This window comes from Vibrio sp. DW001, from assembly GCF_029016285.1.
Lineage (GTDB): Bacteria > Pseudomonadota > Gammaproteobacteria > Enterobacterales > Vibrionaceae > Vibrio.
This window is the reverse complement of sequence record NZ_CP091975.1, coordinates 2,958,091-2,976,569: the sequence shown is the minus strand read 5'-3', so window position 1 is coordinate 2,976,569 and position 18,479 is coordinate 2,958,091. Positions and strand designations below refer to the sequence as shown.

The 18,479-nt window shown below is 42.0% G+C and carries 13 protein-coding genes; 7 read left to right on the top strand and 6 right to left on the bottom strand.

The window, feature by feature from the left end:
• The first annotated feature begins 150 nt into the window (after nt 1–150).
• From recC to recD, 3 genes are all read left to right on the top strand, one after another.
• Entirely contained in the window at nt 151–3,603 is a 3,453-nt protein-coding gene (gene recC / locus L3V77_RS13605; protein WP_275134628.1) for an exodeoxyribonuclease V subunit gamma, read from the top strand.
• Between the two features lie 187 nt (nt 3,604–3,790).
• Entirely contained in the window at nt 3,791–7,420 is a 3,630-nt protein-coding gene (gene recB / locus L3V77_RS13600; RefSeq protein WP_275134627.1) for an exodeoxyribonuclease V subunit beta, read from the top strand.
• Nucleotides 7,410–9,344 (top strand): exodeoxyribonuclease V subunit alpha, encoded by a 1,935-nt coding sequence (gene recD / locus L3V77_RS13595; protein WP_275134626.1) that lies wholly within the window; start codon nt 7,410–7,412, stop codon nt 9,342–9,344. The genes recB and recD overlap by 11 nt, the downstream gene beginning before the upstream one ends.
• 57 nt (nt 9,345–9,401) lie before the next feature.
• On the opposite strand, the gene L3V77_RS13590 is transcribed toward recD, so the two are convergent.
• Both L3V77_RS13590 and argA read right to left on the bottom strand, forming a co-directional pair.
• Nucleotides 9,402–9,590: a hypothetical protein gene (locus tag L3V77_RS13590; protein WP_275134625.1), complete on the bottom strand. Its 189-nt coding sequence runs from the start codon at nt 9,588–9,590 to the stop codon at nt 9,402–9,404.
• 172 nt (nt 9,591–9,762) lie between these two features.
• A complete protein-coding gene (argA, locus tag L3V77_RS13585) occupies nt 9,763–11,103 on the bottom strand; it encodes an amino-acid N-acetyltransferase (RefSeq protein WP_275134624.1) in 1,341 nt (446 codons plus the stop codon).
• A gap of 159 nt (nt 11,104–11,262) precedes the next feature.
• Between argA and L3V77_RS13580 the strand changes: the two genes are divergently transcribed.
• The 4 genes from L3V77_RS13580 (at nt 11,263) to L3V77_RS13565 (ending at nt 14,256) form a co-directional block, all read left to right on the top strand.
• Entirely contained in the window at nt 11,263–11,694 is a 432-nt protein-coding gene (locus L3V77_RS13580; RefSeq protein WP_275134623.1) for a DUF2850 domain-containing protein, read from the top strand.
• A gap of 26 nt (nt 11,695–11,720) precedes the next feature.
• Entirely contained in the window at nt 11,721–12,866 is a 1,146-nt protein-coding gene (gene mltA / locus L3V77_RS13575) for a murein transglycosylase A (RefSeq protein ID WP_275134622.1), read from the top strand.
• A 104-nt stretch (nt 12,867–12,970) separates the two neighbouring features.
• Nucleotides 12,971–13,780, top strand: a complete 810-nt coding sequence (gene tcdA / locus L3V77_RS13570) for a tRNA cyclic N6-threonylcarbamoyladenosine(37) synthase TcdA (protein ID WP_275134621.1) — start codon at nt 12,971–12,973, stop codon at nt 13,778–13,780.
• A 35-nt stretch (nt 13,781–13,815) separates the two neighbouring features.
• The gene (locus L3V77_RS13565) at nt 13,816–14,256 is read left to right on the top strand and encodes a SufE family protein (RefSeq protein WP_275134620.1); all 441 of its coding nucleotides are present in this window, start codon (nt 13,816–13,818) and stop codon (nt 14,254–14,256) included.
• Here L3V77_RS13565 and csdA read toward each other — a convergent pair.
• From csdA to L3V77_RS13545, 4 genes are all read right to left on the bottom strand, one after another.
• Complete coding sequence (gene csdA / locus L3V77_RS13560; protein WP_275134619.1) at nt 14,253–15,455, bottom strand: cysteine desulfurase CsdA; 1,203 nt, start codon at nt 15,453–15,455, stop codon at nt 14,253–14,255. The genes L3V77_RS13565 and csdA overlap by 4 nt on opposite strands.
• Entirely contained in the window at nt 15,455–16,054 is a 600-nt protein-coding gene (locus L3V77_RS13555; protein WP_275134618.1) for a DJ-1 family glyoxalase III, read from the bottom strand. The genes csdA and L3V77_RS13555 overlap by 1 nt, the downstream gene beginning before the upstream one ends.
• 1 nt (nt 16,055) lies before the next feature.
• Nucleotides 16,056–16,943 (bottom strand): 2-dehydropantoate 2-reductase, encoded by an 888-nt coding sequence (gene panE, locus L3V77_RS13550; protein ID WP_275134617.1) that lies wholly within the window; start codon nt 16,941–16,943, stop codon nt 16,056–16,058.
• Nucleotides 16,944–17,053: 110 nt separating this feature from the next.
• Nucleotides 17,054–17,878, bottom strand: a complete 825-nt coding sequence (locus L3V77_RS13545; RefSeq protein WP_275134616.1) for an outer membrane protein OmpK — start codon at nt 17,876–17,878, stop codon at nt 17,054–17,056.
• Between the last annotated feature and the right edge of the window lie 601 nt (nt 17,879–18,479).

The following is an 18,479-nucleotide window of genomic DNA, read 5'->3' as shown; positions in this document are numbered from 1 at the left end:
GTGGATAATTCGCTATCTATTAATCTATCTTATTGATTGCCAATGACAAGGTTTTGACTTGAAGTGTTATCTTGAGGTTACTTGCCAATAGTAGTTATGCTAATCTGATTCAAGCGTTATCTAATTGCCTTAATGGATAGAGGACCTTCCTTGTTTACCGTTTATCACTCTAATCAAATCGATGTGCTTAAGTCTCTCCTTGCGGAGCTAATACGAGCGAACCCGTTGGACCATCCGTTCGATACGGAGCAGATCTTGGTGCAGAGCCCAGGGATGTCTCAGTGGCTCAAGATCGAATTGGCAAAAGAGCTTGGAGTCGCAGCAAATATTGAGTTCCCACTGCCTGCAACATTTATCTGGAATATGTTTGTTCAGGTGCTAGATGAGGTTCCGGTCAAGAGTGCGTTTAATAAAGAGTCGATGACTTGGAAGTTGATGCATATATTACCCAAGTTGTTGGACAGTCCTGACTTCATTCAATTGAGAAGTTATTTGGTTAACGATGATGATCAGTCCAAACTCTACCAGTTATCGGAAAAAATCGCCGATATCTTTGACGGCTATTTGGTTTACCGACCCGAATGGATAGCAATGTGGGAACAAGACAAAGAGGTATTGGAACTGAACGGTGAACAGCCATGGCAGAAAATCTTGTGGCAAGCGCTGTATGATCATACCGTCGTTTTGGACCAATCTCCCTACCACAGAGCCAACCTTTATGAGCATTTCATAGAGACATTAGATCAGTATACGGGGCGCTTGGAGTCTATGCCTAAGCGCTTATTTGTATTTGGTATCTCTTCTATTCCACCGCGTTATATGGATGCATTGGCCGCATTGGGTCAACATATGGATGTACACCTGATGTTTACTAACCCCAGTCGCTATTATTGGGGAGAGGTAAGGGACCGTAAATATCTAGCAAGGTTAGCGATGAAAAATCGCCAGCATATCGAGTGGAACGAAAGTCCCGAATCGCTAAATTCTTATGAACTTTTAGGTGAGTCAGCACAACTGAAGCAACCGATTGATGACGATGAGCTCGATACGCTTCACACCGAGGTTATCGGAAACGGTTTATTGGCATCATTGGGTAAACTGGGGCGAGATAATATGTTTCTGCTGTCCCAGCTTTCGTCCAATGAAATAGAAGCCTTTGTTGAGGTGAAAAGAGATAACCTACTGCATCAAATTCAGGCGGATATATTAAACCTTGAAGAGAGACAAGATGATCAAAACCTCTACTCTAGTCACCATAAAAACCAGATAAACAACACGGATAGCTCTGTAACATTGAATGCTTGTCATAGCTCAATGCGCGAAGTGGAAGTGCTGCATGACCGGTTGCTCGAAATGTTTGAAGACAATCCGAAACTCAAGCCACGCGATGTTATCGTGATGGTGGCGGATATTAATACTTATAGCGCGGCAATTCAGGCTGTTTTTGGTAATGCACCGGGCAAACGCTATATCCCATTTTCAATTTCTGATCGGAGTGCCTCTCAAGAGAGCCCAATCCTGAATGCTTTTATTCGTTTGTTAACACTGCCAGATAGTCGGTGCGGTGCGTCTGAGGTTCTTGAATTACTCGAGACACCAGAAATTCTTTGTCGATTCTCTTTAAGTGATAATGAATTTGAGAAAGGCAAACGTTGGGTCGAGGAAACCGGTATTCGGTGGGGGCTTGATAGTACAACTGGAGCTGAGTTTGACCTTCCAGATACCAAGCAAAATACCTGGTTGTTTGGCATTCAACGTATGCTATTGGGGTATGCGATGCATGAAAGCATCAATGTTTATGAAGCCTCAAATCAATCTATTGCGCCATATAATGAAGTACAAGGAATGGACGCGGAAATAGCCGGAAAATTCGCCCATTTTATTGATCGTATTACTTCCTATCGCCGTGAACTCGCTCAGACTCAATCAATAGGGGACTGGCAAGCATTGCTTTACCGTCTAATCGATGATTTTTTCCTTGTAGAATTAGAAGGTGAGGTAGCACTAAAATCTATTCGTGATGCGTTGCAACAACTGGCGACGCAACTCTCCGACGCCAACTATTTGCAATCCCTTTCACCCACTATTTTGGTGGATTATTTACAGTCTAAACTCTCGGCCTCACGTGTCAGTCAGCGCTTCCTTGCTGGCTCGGTTAATTTTTGCACATTGATGCCTATGCGCTCCATTCCATTTGAAGTCGTTTGCCTTCTAGGCATGAATGATGGCGTCTATCCTCGTGCAATGCCACAGGACGGATTAGATTTAATGAATAAACGGGCGAAGGCGGGTGACCGATCTCGGCGTGATGACGATAGATATCTGTTTCTGGAAGCATTGCTGTCGGCACAACGTAAGCTCTATATAAGCTATGTTGGACGTTCAATTCAGGATAATAGTGAACGTTCTCCTTCAATTCTTGTTTCTGAACTTCTAGATTATTGCGGACAAAACTTCTGTTTAGTCGGAGAAGAAAATACAAACAATGATGACTCTGCCCGCTCGTTAATAAGTAACTTAACGGTACATTACCCCATGGTTCCTTTTAGTGAGAAAGCATTTGGTATTGAATATCAAAGCTATGCTAGCGAATGGCTTCCTTCGGCCAAAAGAGACGGGCATAGGGCGGAACCATTCATACAGCCTTTACTCGATTACCGTGATATTGCCGAGCAACCAGAGCACCTTCCATTGGCTGAGTTGCAACGTTTTTGGCGGTTACCTGTTCAGTACTTTTTTAATCGTCGTCTCAAGGTGTTCTTTGAAGAGTTTGGCCGAGCGACAGAAGATGATGAACCTTTTTTGCTTAATAACTTGCAGAGCTTCAACCTGAGAGATGAACTCTTACATTCATTGCTTAAAGCCAAACTAGAGAATCAAGATGAAAATACGGTTTACCAGAACTTTGTTCAACAGCAACGGGCGAAAGGTGGCTTGCCAGTTGGTGCATTTGGTGAATTAGAACTGAGTGTTAATCGAGAAAAGACCGATAAGTTGGTGGATGAATTATTGTTCCTTTGCCAAGCGCCACTAGGCGATATAGAAGTCGACCTGCAGATAGAATTGGATGACTGGAAGGAAGCGATCAACCTTAACGGTTGGATATCGGGTAACTATCAATCCGGGTTAGTTCGTTATCGCAGCGGCAGAATTCGTAGTCAGGACCTACTTCTAGCTTGGATAGATCACCTCTGTTTGGCAGTGGTAGGAGAGCATAAAAAAACACACCTAATCGGTTTTAATGACAAATCAGGGCTAGAACATAAAGTCATTCTTCCTGTCGATAAACAGCAAGCTAAATTATGGTTGGTTGAACTGGTGCAGTACTATTTTAAAGGCCTAAATCAACCGTTAGCGTATTTTCCTAAAACAGCGCTAATTGGTATGGAGAGGTTGGTTTTAGGGAAAGAAGACGGTGATGTCAAAATGGCTAACACGTTTAACGATGGTTATCAGTTTAGTGGTGAAGGGAGCAACCGATATATTAATCGAGTATGGCCAGAATGGAATGAGTCACTGTACCAACAGGTTTCTGTACTCGCCAGTGAGGTGTTATTAAGTGTACTGAAACAGACACAAGATAGTGAAAATGTAGAGGTATAGAAGTCAATGAAAAGGAAAAGAATGTAGGGTGGCCGTCCGCAAATCATTATTATTTGTAGGGCGTTTACAGTACGGCCACAATGGCCAGAGGGACCATAAATTCTTTGAACAGATATTAACCGTAAACCATACGCTTAACCGTGATTGTGATCGCGCTAATTGTAACTGATAACCGAGAAATCGAACTATGCCGCAAACCTTAAACACGATGAGCTTTCCACTACATGGAGCAAGGTTAATTGAAGCCTCTGCAGGTACAGGGAAAACCTTTACCATCTCCGGTTTGTACCTGCGATTGCTTTTAGGGCATGGTGATCAGGAGAGCCGTCATGCCTCGCCATTAACCGTGGACCAAATATTAGTTGTTACTTTTACGGAAGCGGCGACGGCAGAGTTGAGAGAACGCATACGAAGTAAGATTCATGACGCAAGAATCGCATTCCTAAGAGGTGAGAGCAGCGATCCGGTCATAAAGTTATTGCTTAAGCAGCTCCCTGATACTAAACGGGTGATATCGGTATTACTAAATGCCGAGCGTCAAATGGACGAGGCAGCAATCTTCACTATTCATGGATTTTGTCAACGAATGTTAACGCAAAATGCATTTGAATCTGGCAGTCGTTTCAACAATGAATTCATCACGGATGAAAGTAAACTAAAAGCTCAAGTGGTCGCCGATTATTGGCGTCGAAATTTTTATTCTCTTTCGTTGAATCTCGCTAATGAAGTGCGAACCATTTGGCGTGAACCAGAGTTACTTCTTAAAGATATTTCTACCCAATTAACCGGCGTTCCGGTCACTCTTACTGTGGACGCAATGGAAGATACGTTGGAAGCGCTTCACCTTAAAAATCTTGCAATGATAGATTCGCTCAAAACGTTCTGGAAAGAAAGTGTTGAGGATATTCCTCAAATAATAAGTAACTCCGATGTAAGTAAGCGCTCATTCACGAAAAAGAATTTGCCAGCCTGGATTAATGAAATTTCTCAATGGGCAGAAAACCCAACAGAAGGGTACCAGTGCCCAGATAAGCTAGAGAAATTCACGCAGGAATTTTTGATAGAAAAAACACCGGAAAATAAAGTCATTCCAGAGCACCTTCTTTTTGCTCACGTGAGTAGATTTATTGCGAATAAACCCAGTATTAAAGAGCCGCTTTTGGCGCATGCAATTCAGGTGTGTAGAGGCAACTTGCAACAGATAAAGCAAGAGAGACACTGGCTCTCATTTGATGATCTCTTAACCAACCTCTCTGCTGCCATTGACACGGATGAACAAGGAAATCTTGTAGCAAGGATACGTCATCTTTTTCCCGTCGCGATGATCGATGAATTCCAAGATACCGACCCAATGCAGTACAGTATTTTCAGCCGTATCTACCTTTCTAATCCAGAATCTGGCCTATTAATGATAGGGGACCCCAAACAAGCGATTTATGGCTTTCGGGGCGCAGATATTTTTACCTATATTCGAGCAAGGAATGAGGTGGCGGATCACTATACGTTGGATATCAATTGGCGATCTAGTGCGGATATGATAAATGCGACGAATGGGGTCTTTACCCAAGCTGGTTCTCCCTTTGTGTATGATAAGGACATTCCTTTCTACCCTGTTAACCCTAGCCCGGATTCAGAAAATCGCAGCTGGTGGCTGGATGGGGTTAAACAGAAAGCACTGACCTACTGGCTACAAGAAACAGACGAACCAATTGCAAAGACCAACTACACAAACGGCATGGCTGCGGGGACCGCAGAAAAAATTAGCCAGATATTACAAAGCAGTGATGAGGCCTATTTTGTGGACTCAAAAGGGCAGAGAGAGTCGATACAAGCCGGTAATATTGCGGTTTTGGTAAGAACGGGAGGTGAAGGTCAACTCGTTCGACAAGAGCTAGCGAAAAAAGGGGTGGCGAGTGTCTATCTCTCTAATAGAGATAGCGTATTTAAGAGTGCGATGGCGAGTGCCATACTACGTTTACTACAAGCGGTGCTTTACCCAGAAGATGAGCGGATTTTACGAGCGGCATTGGCTTCTGATGTACTCATGAAAAGCAGCCGAGCACTTGATAATTTAAATGAAAATGAGATCGAGTTAGAAGCGAAGATTAACGCGTTCAAAGCGTTTCGAGTCGTTTGGCAGCAACGAGGTGTCATGCCTATGCTTCGAGCGATAATGTCGGTAGAAGGGATTGGTGAAAATCTATTAGCGCAGGAGTTTGGAGAGCGATTGATTACCGATTTTCTACACTTAGCGGAATTATTGCAGCAAGCAAGTTTAACGTTAGATAGTGATCATGCGTTGGTTCGTTGGTTTGCCGAGTCAATTCAAGACATTCAACAGGGCGGTTCAGCGGGTGATGAACAGATTCAAAGGTTAGAGTCGGAAAGAAATCTAGTACAAATTGTGACTATCCATAAATCGAAGGGGTTGGAATATGATCTGGTCTTTTTGCCGTTTGCGTCAGCCTATAGAGAATCGAAAAACGGTCAATATTACGATCAAGACCTTGAAACCACTTTTCTAGATATTACCCTGCAGCCCACGTCAGTTGCCTTATCAGATAAAGAACGTTTAGCGGAAGATTTACGTCTTTTATATGTGGCGATTACTCGCGCCGTTTATGGCTGTTTTGTTGGTATTGCTCCGTTGAGGAAAGGTCGTTCTAGAAAAGATCCAACCGGTGCACACTTAAGTGCTGTTGGTTACCTTCTTCAGAATGGAGAGGAAAGTTCCACAGCTGAGTTTGAAAGTACCGCTCACAGCCAAGTAGCAAAGCATCACGAGCTCATGGCTATAAGCCACATACCAGAAATAACTGACAACAAAACACAGGCAAGCTTGGTAGACCAGATAGAGCTTTTTGATCATAGTGATCTAAAAGAACACGATGATCTAAATGCTCGTATTATGTATGGAGATATTGACAAAAGTTGGCGAGTCACTAGTTACTCTGGGCTTGTTAAACAAGGGCATAGCAAAATTGATACCAGTGCCCAATTTGAGATCGAAACTCAATCGACGGGTCTTGATATTGATTCAGCTGAAGATAAAGATGAGTTGCAGTTAGATGAACCCGAAGCCACTATTTTTAGCTTTCCGCGAGGCGCCAGACCTGGGACTTTCTTACACACCATTTTTGAAGAAATTGATTTTACACTACCAGCAACGAGTGGTGAGACCAGTAAGATAGTATCTGAACTGTTGCAAGTAGCGCAGTATGAAGAGAAATGGTTACCTATATTACAAGGCATGATAGATACGGTATTGTCGGCCCGGTTAGACGGCATGGCGTTACAACTTTGCAATAAAGATTGCTCAACAAAGCTCGTTGAAATGGAATTTTTATTGCCAATTCAACATCTCTCGTCAGTGTTATTTAATGACTTAAGTAAACAATACGATCAACTATCTCAGAAAGCGGATGAATTAGGGTTTAGTGATGTGCAGGGGATGCTGAAAGGGTTTATCGATCTCGTGTTTGTTCACGAAGGCAAATACTATATTTTAGATTGGAAGTCGAATCATCTTGGGGATGAAAGCGATGCTTATCAAGAGGAAGCACTACAACAAGCGATGATCGATCATCGATATGATTTCCAATATCAAATCTATGCACTCGCTCTTCACCGATTTTTACGTAATCGAATTGCTGATTACCAGTATGACAAACATTTTGGTGGGGTTTATTACCTATTTCTGAGAGGCGTTGATGACTGCGGAAATGGTATATTCTATAGCAAACCAGACGCTGAATTTCTAGATCGGTTTGATAGCTTGATCGATGGTAAGCAAGTAGAGGTTTTAAATGCTAAGTAATCTGGAAGCCTTAAGCGCAAAAAATAGTATTAGGCAGTTGGATGTTCAGTTTGCACGGTTTATTTATTCGATAGAGACGCAATACGCTGATGAAGTGGCTTTTATATCCGGTATTGTTAGCTATGAACTGTCTAAAGGCCATATATGTATCATGATTAATGAACTTAATTTTATAGAGATGTTAGGGCTCTATGGTCACGCTTCTGAGTCATTATTGTCAAATCTCGACGGGGTCGATTGGCAAGTGGTTTTAACCGAGGCGTCTTGTGTCGGTGATGATATTAATAATCAAAATCAACCTCTTATATTTGATGGGCAGAGACTCTACTTACAGCGATATTGGTACTATGAACAGTTTATCGCGACCAAGCTAAATACGTTGGCAGAACCAATATCATTTTCAGATCAGGAGAGCGATACCCTCTCTAAAAAACTCATTGAATTGTTCCCGGAAGCCAAACGGCAGTTCGATGAAATTAACTGGCAAAAAGTGGCGGTAGCGGTTGCTTTAAGCCGTCGACTTTCCGTTATTTCTGGGGGCCCGGGAACAGGAAAAACGACCACAGTAGTGAAATTGCTTTCGGCTCTGATTGAACACGGTATTCAAAAAGACAATATCCCGAAGATAAAACTGGTGGCTCCAACAGGTAAAGCGGCGGCACGTTTAACTGAATCGATAAGTGGTGCTGTTAAAACGTTAGCAATTAATAGTGAAATCAAATTATTGATACCGAGCAACGCAAGTACCATTCATCGGTTATTAGGCGCGATACCAAATCGAGCTGAGTTCAGACACAATAAGAGTAATCCATTGCATCTCGACCTTCTGGTCGTGGATGAAGCATCGATGGTCGACCTTCCATTGATGGCGAAGCTTCTCGAAGCGTTGCCAGAGCATGCACGGCTCGTATTGTTGGGTGATAAAGACCAACTTGCCTCTGTAGAGGCTGGTGCCGTACTTGGGGATATCTGTTCATTTCTCGATGATGGTTATAGCGAAGTGCAAACTAAGTTACTTTCGCGATTAACGGGTATCGAGGAGCGTGCGCTGTCACCACATAAACAAAGAACAGAATCAGTCGGTCTATCAGATAGCTTATGTATGCTCAGAAAAAGCTATCGGTTTGATGAAAGTTCGGGGATTGGTGTTTTGGCCAAAGCGATAAATGCGGCGGATGTTCCTAAGGTGAGGGCAGTATTACAGCACGGATATCAAGACATAAAATATGACCCGTTAACGACAGAAAGCTATCAGGAAATGATAGCCTTTCTCGTTGCGGAATATACAGACTATCTTAATTGTGTTCAAAACGCGGCGGGAATTGAGTCTGATTTAATAGAATCACACGCCCTCGAAGCGCTTTCTCTGTTCTCCAATTGTCGACTGCTCTGCGCTATTCGAGAAGGAGATTTTGGCCTGTCGGGATTAAATCAACACATAGAGAAAGCACTGAATAACGCTCGAATTATCCAAAGTCGTAATGATCTTTGGTATGTGGGACGCCCTGTGATGATTACTCGAAATGATCATGCCTTGGGGTTGTTCAACGGTGACATAGGTATCACGATGTTGGTTTCAGAAAAAGATGAATCTGGAGAACTGCATCGATACTTAAAGGTTTTCTTTGAGCTGCCTGATGGGAGTGTAAAAGCGGTGTTACCGAGCAGGATCCCAGAACACGATACCGCTTATGCGATGACCATTCATAAATCACAAGGCAGTGAGTTCCCTACGACCGTGATGGTCTTACCCAGAACCTATTCACCAATATTAACGAAAGAGCTTATCTATACTGGTGTAACACGGGCAAAAAATAGGTTATTTATTGTTGCGGATAATGCGGTGTTATTAAAAGGGATAAGGAGAAAAACACAGAGGTTAAGCGGGTTGCAACAAAGACTGAAAATCTCTGAGGTTAATTAAAATAAAGGCTAAGTGTGAACTTAGCCTTTATTTTTAGAGAGGTTCAAAGTTTCTTGTCTACATTCTCTCAGAAACAGTTTCTGAAAAGGAGACATGTTGGATGCTGTGTCGTCTCTGACAATGCATAATCATTGTCTTAACACTATCGTTTGCAGGGAAAACGCAGTGTACATTTAATCCGTTAAGAAAATTATTTTCGGCCATGTCTAAAAAACTCTGAACCGAATTACAAATGATAGTTTTCATAAAAAGTGCTCATCAGAATGATCCTTCAATTTTCAAATATTTGTATTAGTCTAGAAAACTGAATCCTTGAGCCAACTGGACCCGCGCATATTAACAGTCAAATAATCAAATGCAAGCGGTTATCGATGCTCTACTTTGAGCTAATTAATAAACTATTGATTTGTAAATAGATTCAATAAACGTCCAAGATTAATATTTTTGATTTTCTTTGGAAGTTATAAAGATTCTGCTTACCCATCGGAAGTTCCGATACTTCTACTTCTTGAAAGCCTTGCTCTCTAAACCAATGAAGGCTGTGCGTAGTAAGTACGAATATTTTTTCTATACCCACGTTACGCGAGTATTGCTTCATCTGGTTCAATAGATCGAGACCGCGATTGCCATCTCTATAGTCTGGATGTATTGCAACACAAGCCATTTCGGCCATTTTCTCCTCTATATATGGGTAAAGAGCGGCACAACCAATGACCAAGCCATCTTTTTCAATCAATGTAAACTGATGTATCTCCTGCTCCAATTGCTCTCTAGAACGACGGACAAGGATACCCTGTTCTTCTAATGGTCTGATTAGCCCAAGAATACCACCGATATCGTCGATATTCGCTCTTCTCACCTGTTCTGCACTGGCCATAACAACCTGTGTACCGATACCATCGAGCGAGAAAAGCTCCTGAATAAGTGCTCCATCCACGTTGTAGCTAATTAAGTGACTTCTTCTAACGCCAGCTCGGCACGCGGAAATTGAGCCCCTAAGAAAACGAAGTGTTCCCGAGCTATTGTCGGTCGTAAGATCGCTATCTGATTCTAATGTATGCAGAATATTTTCAGCGTGGTTTGGAAAGAGCTCTGCAATGACGTCGCCATTATTATCTACAATACCTTGCTCAGAACAAAAACCGATAAGTTTATCCGCTCTGAGTCGTATCGCGACCTGAGTTGCGACCTCTTCGGAAAGTAAATTAAAACACTCCCCTGTGACGGAACTCGCGACAGGGCCAACCAATACAATCGACCCTTGGTCTAGTACTTGATTGATCGCTTCAGTATCGACACGACGTACCTTACCACTATGACTATAATCAACCCCGTTATCGATACCGAGTGGTTGGGCGATGACAAAATTTCCGCTCACGACATTGAGTTGTGTGCCGGCCATTGGTGTATTATTTAGGCTCATTGATAATCTAGCGGTGATCGTAAGTTGTAATTGTCCCGAGGCCTGCATAACAAGATTTAGCGTGGAAGAATCAGTAACCCGAACTCCTTTATGGTAAGGCGTGGTCCCTTTTTGCGACTCAAGTATTCTATTTATTTGAGGCCTTGCTCCATGGACGAGAACAATCTTCACTCCAAGGCTATGAAGTAGAGCAATATCGCTGATAATATTAGTGAAATTGGGTGCGTCAACGGCCTCTCCACCGAGCATAATGACCATTGTTTTGCCTCTGTGAGCATTCACATAAGGAGTCGATTGTCTAAATCCTTTAACTAACGCGGTGTTGCGAATCTTCATAGTGGGACACTGTTGAATTATTATATGATTATAATGAATTAAAATTCATGACTGAGCAAATGTTTTTTCTGACTAAAGTGAAATTGGATTTATCTGTTCTCCCTTTAACTGCTCTTATAGTTTAGTATTTGGTATCGGATAGAGTATGAAACGAAAAGTATGGCAAATTCAGCAAGCAGTAAATTGATCAAAAAACAGATCAGAGTGAAACGAGCCGTTATTATCGTTGTTTCGCTTTTATTGATTTTTATCATTGGGTTATCAAGTGTTTTAGTTGCGCGTTATCTTGATGATTCGCGTTCAAAAACACTAATTTATGGAGTATGGGAAGAACAGAATGTGCCTTCTTTTGCTCAAGATAGGTTCGAAGTTCGTGAGGAAGCGATTTATATTGAAGAGCGTATTGTAGATACGCATTTTACCTTTGATGGTTCAACGCTTATTTATGAGTTTGAAGGCAAGAAATTTGAATATATTGTGCTAGACGACAATGTCACTGAACTTCAAAGAATCGCTCCTCTACATTACGAGTCCGTTTTTCACGTGCGTGGGAAATACAAACCAAACGAAGAAGAATCTAGCTATGACTAAGTCTTCTTATAATATGGATATTATCAGTGTTATCAAGCTATAAATTATTAAAAAATAAGAGGATATTTGTCCCTCTTACTTGTCTTTCAGTGTTGGTTGGCTGCAGTCAGTCCACGAGTTTGGCACAGCAATATAACGGTGATACTTTTGATGCGGACCTGAACCAGGTAGCCACTATTGATTCGAACAAGCCGAGAGATTTTTCCAAGTTTTCGATGCAAGCTGAACAAGTTATCGATAACTCACCATCTATGGCGAAACGCTATCAAGCACTTTATGAGCAATTGAATACATGGGTAGTACAAAGCGGTGAACCGACTGAACTCGCCAATTTTGGGATTCAAACTGCGCAGTTAGGTGGTGGTGATAAAAAAGGAAATGTGTTGTTTACGGGGTATTTTTCTCCCGTAATGGAGCTCCGACATCAAATCGATGAGACCTATAAATACCCTGTTTATGGCCTACCTGATTGCAGTGAAGATTGTCCGACACGAACTCAGATTTATAACGGTGCGCTAGAAGGCCTCGGATTAGAGTTGGGGTATGCCGCCAATATGATTGATCCATTCATAATGGAGGTGCAAGGTAGTGGTTTTGTTCATTATGAAGACGATGGGAGCCTGCAGTACTTCGGTTATGCTGGGAAAAATAATAAAGAGTATGTGAGTATTGGTCGTCTTTTGATTGAATCTGGTGATGTTGCTCGAGAAGATATGTCTTTGAAAGCGATAAAAGATTGGGTATTGAGTAATGATGAGCAAGCCGTTCAACAATTACTTGAACAGAATCCATCATTTGTCTTCTTTTCACCACGTAATGATTCTGCGGTAAGAGGGTCAGCAGGCATTCCATTATTACCGATGGCATCGGTTGCGGGTGATAGAACGCTATTCCCTATGGGGACGCCTATTTTAGCTGAGGTTCCTTTATTGAATGCCGATGGGACTTGGAGTGGGGTGCATGCATTGCGGTTACTTATTGTTCTCGATACGGGTGGAGCTGTTAAGCAAAATCACCTCGACCTTTACCATGGTATGGGATCGAGAGCAGGAACCGATGCCGGTCAATATAAACACTTTGGTCGGGTATGGAAATTAGGGCTGGCAGAAACCTCTACATCGTCACCTTGGATATCATCAAGTGATTTGGAGTTGAGCTTCCCGAAAGAATAGTGAAACAGTCAGGTTTTTTCAGTAAACTTCGATCTAGACATTTCTAATAAGAGTGCGTATAAAACGCACTCTTTCTTTTTCAATCTCGCTTTGGAATACAAATTATGCGCGATCTCAATACGCCTGCTTCTGACCGTTATGATCAACGATTTGGTGGCACTCGCCGTTTATACGGAAACCAAGAAGTGGATATTTTGAGGGCAGCACATGTCTGTGTTGTTGGAATTGGTGGCGTGGGTTCTTGGGCGGTAGAAGCCCTCGCAAGAACAGGGGTCGGTGAATTGACTCTGATCGATATGGACGATGTTTGTGTAACAAACATTAATCGACAAATCCATGCGGTATCTTCTACTGTTGGTCAAAGTAAGATAGAAGTTATGGGGCAACGTGTTGAGTTGATTAACCCTGACTGTAAAGTGAACCTTATCGATGACTTTATTACCGTTGATAATGTGTCACAGCATATATTGAAAGACTATGATTATGTTCTTGATGCTATCGATAGTGTAAAACCTAAAACAGCTCTGCTTGCATATTGTAAAAGTAATAAGATCAAGGTTATTACGACCGGTGGTGCTGGTGGACAAACCGATCCAACTCAAATCCAAGTAGCGGATCTTGCCAGAACGATTCAAGATCCATTGGCCAAAAAAATAAAAGAAAACCTACGTAGATTTTACAATTACAGCAAAAATCCACAGCGAAAATTTGGTATTGACTGCGTATTTTCAACTGAGCAGCTAAAATACCCTCAAGTTGATGGCTCTGTTTGTTCTACTAAATCGACGGCTGAAGGGCCAAAACGAATGGACTGCGCGACCGGGTTCGGTGCCGCTACCGTGGTTACGGCAACGTTTGGATTTGTTGCGGTGTCAAAGATTGTAGAAAAGTTGTTAGCAAAACACATGAAGTAGCGTTCTTTTTATAAAGAATCTGAATAGAGAACTGTATGAATTTCCCTTTGTCTCCATTTACAAATGACATAACACCATGTGAAATTATTGCCACCATGCAAGGTTGTAGAGGTTGGGAAGAAAAATATCGTCAGGTTATCCAATGGGGTAAGATTTTGCCCAAAATGCCAGATGAGCTGAAATCTGACAAAATTACGGTTGCGGGATGCGAAAGTCTTGTTTGGTTACTCGGAGAACAACGAGATGAGAAATGGTTTTTTTGTGCTGATTCTGATGCACGTATCGTTCGTGGTTTAATTACCTTAGTGATGGCTGCATTTGATGGCAGCACGACTGAAGAGGTTTTGGCATTTGATGTTGAAGGGTATTTCCAAGATCTGGGGCTAATTCAACACTTGAGCCCCTCAAGAGGCAATGGCCTAAAAGCGATCGTGGACAGCATACAAGAACAGGTTAATCAGTCACTGTCTCTTTAAAGCATATCGACGGCTTTTCTCACCGCTTTAATTAGTTTATCTACATCCTCTAACGTGTTGTAGATACCAAATGAAATACGCACCGTTCCTTTTATATCGAGCGCGTCCATCAGTGGATGAGCGCAATGATGACCTGCACGAACGGCTATGCCTTGTTGGTCGAGTAACATTGCGATGTCTTGGTGGTGAACGCCTTCCATAATGAAGCTAATGAGCGAGCTTTGTGGTTGAAAACCGATCACGCGAATATCTTCTATGTCACATAACGCGTTGTATGTCTTTTCTTGAAGTTTATGAATATGATGTTCTACCTCGAATCGTGAAAAACCTTCTAACCAACGTATCGCGGCGGCTAGCGCAATAGCGCCTGCAATGTTTGGTGTTCCAGCCTCAAATTTCCCCGGTAATGCTGAGTAAGTCGTGCCCGAGAATGAAACCCTATCGACCATCTTTCCACCACCATGCCAAGGCGGCATCATGGTGAGCAAATCTAGTTTTCCGTATAGCACGCCGATGCCGGTTGGTGCGTAAAGTTTATGGCCGGAGAACAGATAAAAATCAGCGTCTAACTGAGCCACATCCACATCTTCATGAACAATGCCCTGAGCACCATCAATAACAGCAATAGCGCCGACGTCATGGGTCAATGAGATGATTTCTTCGATTGGATTTCGAGTAGCGGTGACGTTACTTATATGTGCAACAGTGACTATTTTTGTTCTTGAAGAAAGCAGCCGACTAAAGGCTTCCATGTCGAGTGTACAATCTTTTTGAATCGGAACCTTTACAACGGTTGCTCCGGTCTGTTGTGCGACGATCTGCCACGGAACAATATTGGCGTGATGTTCCATTTCGCTGACCAGTATCTCATCGCCTGATCTAAGAGTGGTTCTTGCATAGGTTTGAGCAATGAGGTTTATTGCTTCCGTTGCCCCCCGAGTCCAAATTATCTCTTTCTCCGAGTTGGCCTGAATGAATGTCTGAACCGTTTTTCTCGCCGCTTCAAATTCCGACGTCGCGTTTGCCGTTAAACGGTGACTACCTCTATGTACGTTCGCATTTTGCTTTTGGTAATAGTGCCTAATGGCATCAATGACAATCGCAGGTTTTTGTGTTGTTGCCGCACTATCTAAGTAAATAAGTGAATCTTGGTTTGCTAATGCGGGAAATTGTTCACGAACCTGACAAGCATCAAACATTATTGTTTACCTAATATATTGTAATGAAGATTTGGCAAGGTCACCATAGGCTCAGCGATGGACCAAGCGTGCGCTTTACCTGATAACTGAATAATGATTTCCATTGCAAATTCCAACGCAGAACCAGGCCCTTGGCTGGTTATAAGCTTGTCTGTAACGTCGATTGTTACGCGTTTATCCCGCCATTTTTTCTTCGGAATATGATCTTGAAATGAAGGATGGCAAGTCATGATCGCCTCTGGGTATATCTGGTGGTTTTGCAAGACAAGTGCAGGTGCAGCACAGATTGCCGCCATCCATCGTCCGTCGTACTTTTGCTGCTTGACCATTTCTACGAGCAAAGTGCTGTCTCTAAATATCTCACTACCATCTACGCCTCCGGGAAGCGCAATTAAGTCAAATTCCTCATCAGCGATATCGACGAGTTTACAGTCGGCCGTTAACGTCACGCCACGAGAAGCTTCCATTGAAAGTGAACCTTCAAAATCTGCACTGGCGACAGTAACTTGGTATCCAGCACGATTCATTATGTCAATAATAGTGATGGCTTCCATCTCTTCTGTGCCAGGAGCGATAGGAACTAAAATTTTGTAAGTCATATTAACTCCATGACTGTTCGATGGTTTTAATTCTACTATACAAATCTTGGTTGGTGGGGACATTAATCCCATGACGTTGTGCAATCTTACATAGATAACCAGTAATGTATCCAATCTCTGTTGCTCTTTTGTATTGAATATCTTGTTGCATCGAGGAGTGATTTTTGGCGGTAGCTGAGATAACTTGATGCACTGTATTGAGCAGCGATTCTGAGCATACTTCTATATTTTCAGCTTTCATCACCGTGCTTACTTCACCGATCAATTGCACCACCTTGGTAGAGAATTTTTCTTGCAATAGATCGCCATTAAGACACTGATGTGTAGCGGTCAATGGATTGATTACGCAGCTAATCGCAAGCTTATTCCATAAAGCGGTATTGATTGAATCGCTCCAATAAGAACGAGGTAGGGCGTGGTCAAAAACATCGGATAAGAACTGACACTGGTGTCCTAAATGATTGTAACCACCAAGGGTTGTATTTCCTAACCCCGTGTGATGAACGTTATGTCTGTCTGGTTTGAAAGCACCGTGCGTCGTTGTTGCAAGTACAACAGGGTGTCTATCAATGGTTGTTGATAACTCTTCTATCACGCCCATGCCATTATGCATAAATACAATAATCGTTTCTTGTGTCAAATGGCTAAGTAAGGGAGAGATCGCACTCTTTACCTGCCACGCTTTCACGGTAACAAGAATGACGTCTGCGCTTTTGAGTTGTAATACACTATTGGTAATGAATTGATTTGGATTTTTATCATCCAGTGCAATAGAGACACCAGATTTTTCTGGCTGATGAGACCATATTGAAACGTTGTGACCAGCGTCGGCTAGATGACATGCCCAAAGTGAACCTATCGCTCCTGCGCCTAGTATAGTGATATTCAAAGCGTTTTAATCCCAAAGAAGTGTTATCTAAGGATAGCGATTGTATGAAATTATTCCAAATAAAAAAGGCGCTGAGTGCGCCTTTTTCCAAATTGTTACTACAAGTTAACTTAGAACTTGTAAGTTACTGCAACATAGTGGCCTACACCTGAAGTATCAACGGTGCTAGTCCATGGTAGTGCTTTGCCATCTTCAAATCCGTAGACGTCTGAAAATAACTTCAAGCCATAACCAACAGCATATCTTTCTGAGTGCCAGTAAATACCATTAAACATGGCACCGCCAGTCTTTGAAGTTGTGTTAAATTTGTTACCAGCGTCATCGTCCATCGCAAATTGGTAGTCGATATAACCTTGGTACGAAATAAATGAGCCATTTTCAAAGAAATAGAATGGTTTGAACCAGTTAGTTGATAGTTGGAAACCATTCCAATCTTTTTGGCTACCTGCATATGTAGCGAATAAGTTTAGGCCCATTTTTCCGAACCAAGGAACCATAATGTCTGAACCAAGACCAACTTTGTGATTATTTACGCCGTTAGCACCGCCATCCCAAGTTAACTCAGCAGCTAGGTATAGCTCTTGAACTGGACCGAAAGAAAAATCTTTGCCCGTCATTGCATCTAAAGATGCGCGAGGAACGAATTTCATAAACATCTTGTCTTTGCCAGCTTTATCGCTGCTAGAGTCAGATGTTAGGTTGAAGATATCGATGTAACCATACAGATCGAAGATACCCGAGCGACCACCAAATTCCATTTCTAGATAATCATGTGTTGATTCTGGGCCAGGGCCTTTCTCGTCAATTGCACCCATAAGGTTAAATTGCATCCACTTGTAATCATTTTTGTGGATGTCGCCTTGTGAATAATCAGCAGCCAAAACTGGAGCTGAGGTCGCGGCTAATAGACCAAGAGTAATAAGTGATTTGCGCATAGGGGAACTCTCTTTAGTTAATGTTGTATAAGCCGCATCCGTGGCCGCTCATTTCCGTAGTGATGCGAATCATAGCGATATATTTCACAATTAAAAGTGAGGTAATGTAGAAACTACAATTTTATTTGTGATCAATATCGAACAAATGATCTAAATAAAGGAACTTTTATCCGCGTTGTTTTTATTGCAGTATTGTTGCAGTAATTTAGTGATTTGTTTCACGTTTTTTCTGGTGTTGGCAGTTATTCGATTGCCTTCACTCTATCAACAGTAAAAGTTAGTTAGTTCCCGCAAGCCTTGTATTTATTGGTTTTATGAGTCATTGATATCCATTTTCGATATAAACATCAATGTTATTTGAGCGTGATATCTTTATCGCCATGGCAATAAATTAGTTCTAAATTTTGATGTTAGACGTATTTGTTGTGAATAAAAAGGTTCTAAGTTGTTAATAAAAAACGAGTTTATAATTTATATGAATTTTATTTATGCCAATTGTGAGTACACTCATATTACAGAGCTATCGATTTTTCAGATTGGTATGAGAAAGCAGATTCCAATAAAAAAGGGCAACTGATTATCAGTTGCCCTTCAAATACTA

Excerpts from the sequence above, each read along its gene's own strand:
- recB (WP_275134627.1), top strand. The coding sequence starts at position 3,791 with ATGCCGCAAACCTTAAACACGATGAGCTTTCCACTACATGGAGCAAGG.
- recD (WP_275134626.1), top strand. The coding sequence starts at position 7,410 with ATGCTAAGTAATCTGGAAGCCTTAAGCGCAAAAAATAGTATTAGGCAG.
- L3V77_RS13590 (WP_275134625.1), bottom strand. The coding sequence starts at position 9,590 with ATGAAAACTATCATTTGTAATTCGGTTCAGAGTTTTTTAGACATGGCC.
- argA (WP_275134624.1), bottom strand. The coding sequence starts at position 11,103 with ATGAAGATTCGCAACACCGCGTTAGTTAAAGGATTTAGACAATCGACT.
- L3V77_RS13580 (WP_275134623.1), top strand. The coding sequence starts at position 11,263 with ATGGCAAATTCAGCAAGCAGTAAATTGATCAAAAAACAGATCAGAGTG.
- tcdA (WP_275134621.1), top strand. The coding sequence starts at position 12,971 with ATGCGCGATCTCAATACGCCTGCTTCTGACCGTTATGATCAACGATTT.
- L3V77_RS13565 (WP_275134620.1), top strand. The coding sequence starts at position 13,816 with ATGAATTTCCCTTTGTCTCCATTTACAAATGACATAACACCATGTGAA.
- csdA (WP_275134619.1), bottom strand. The coding sequence starts at position 15,455 with ATGTTTGATGCTTGTCAGGTTCGTGAACAATTTCCCGCATTAGCAAAC.
- L3V77_RS13555 (WP_275134618.1), bottom strand. The coding sequence starts at position 16,054 with ATGACTTACAAAATTTTAGTTCCTATCGCTCCTGGCACAGAAGAGATG.
- L3V77_RS13545 (WP_275134616.1), bottom strand. The coding sequence starts at position 17,878 with ATGCGCAAATCACTTATTACTCTTGGTCTATTAGCCGCGACCTCAGCT.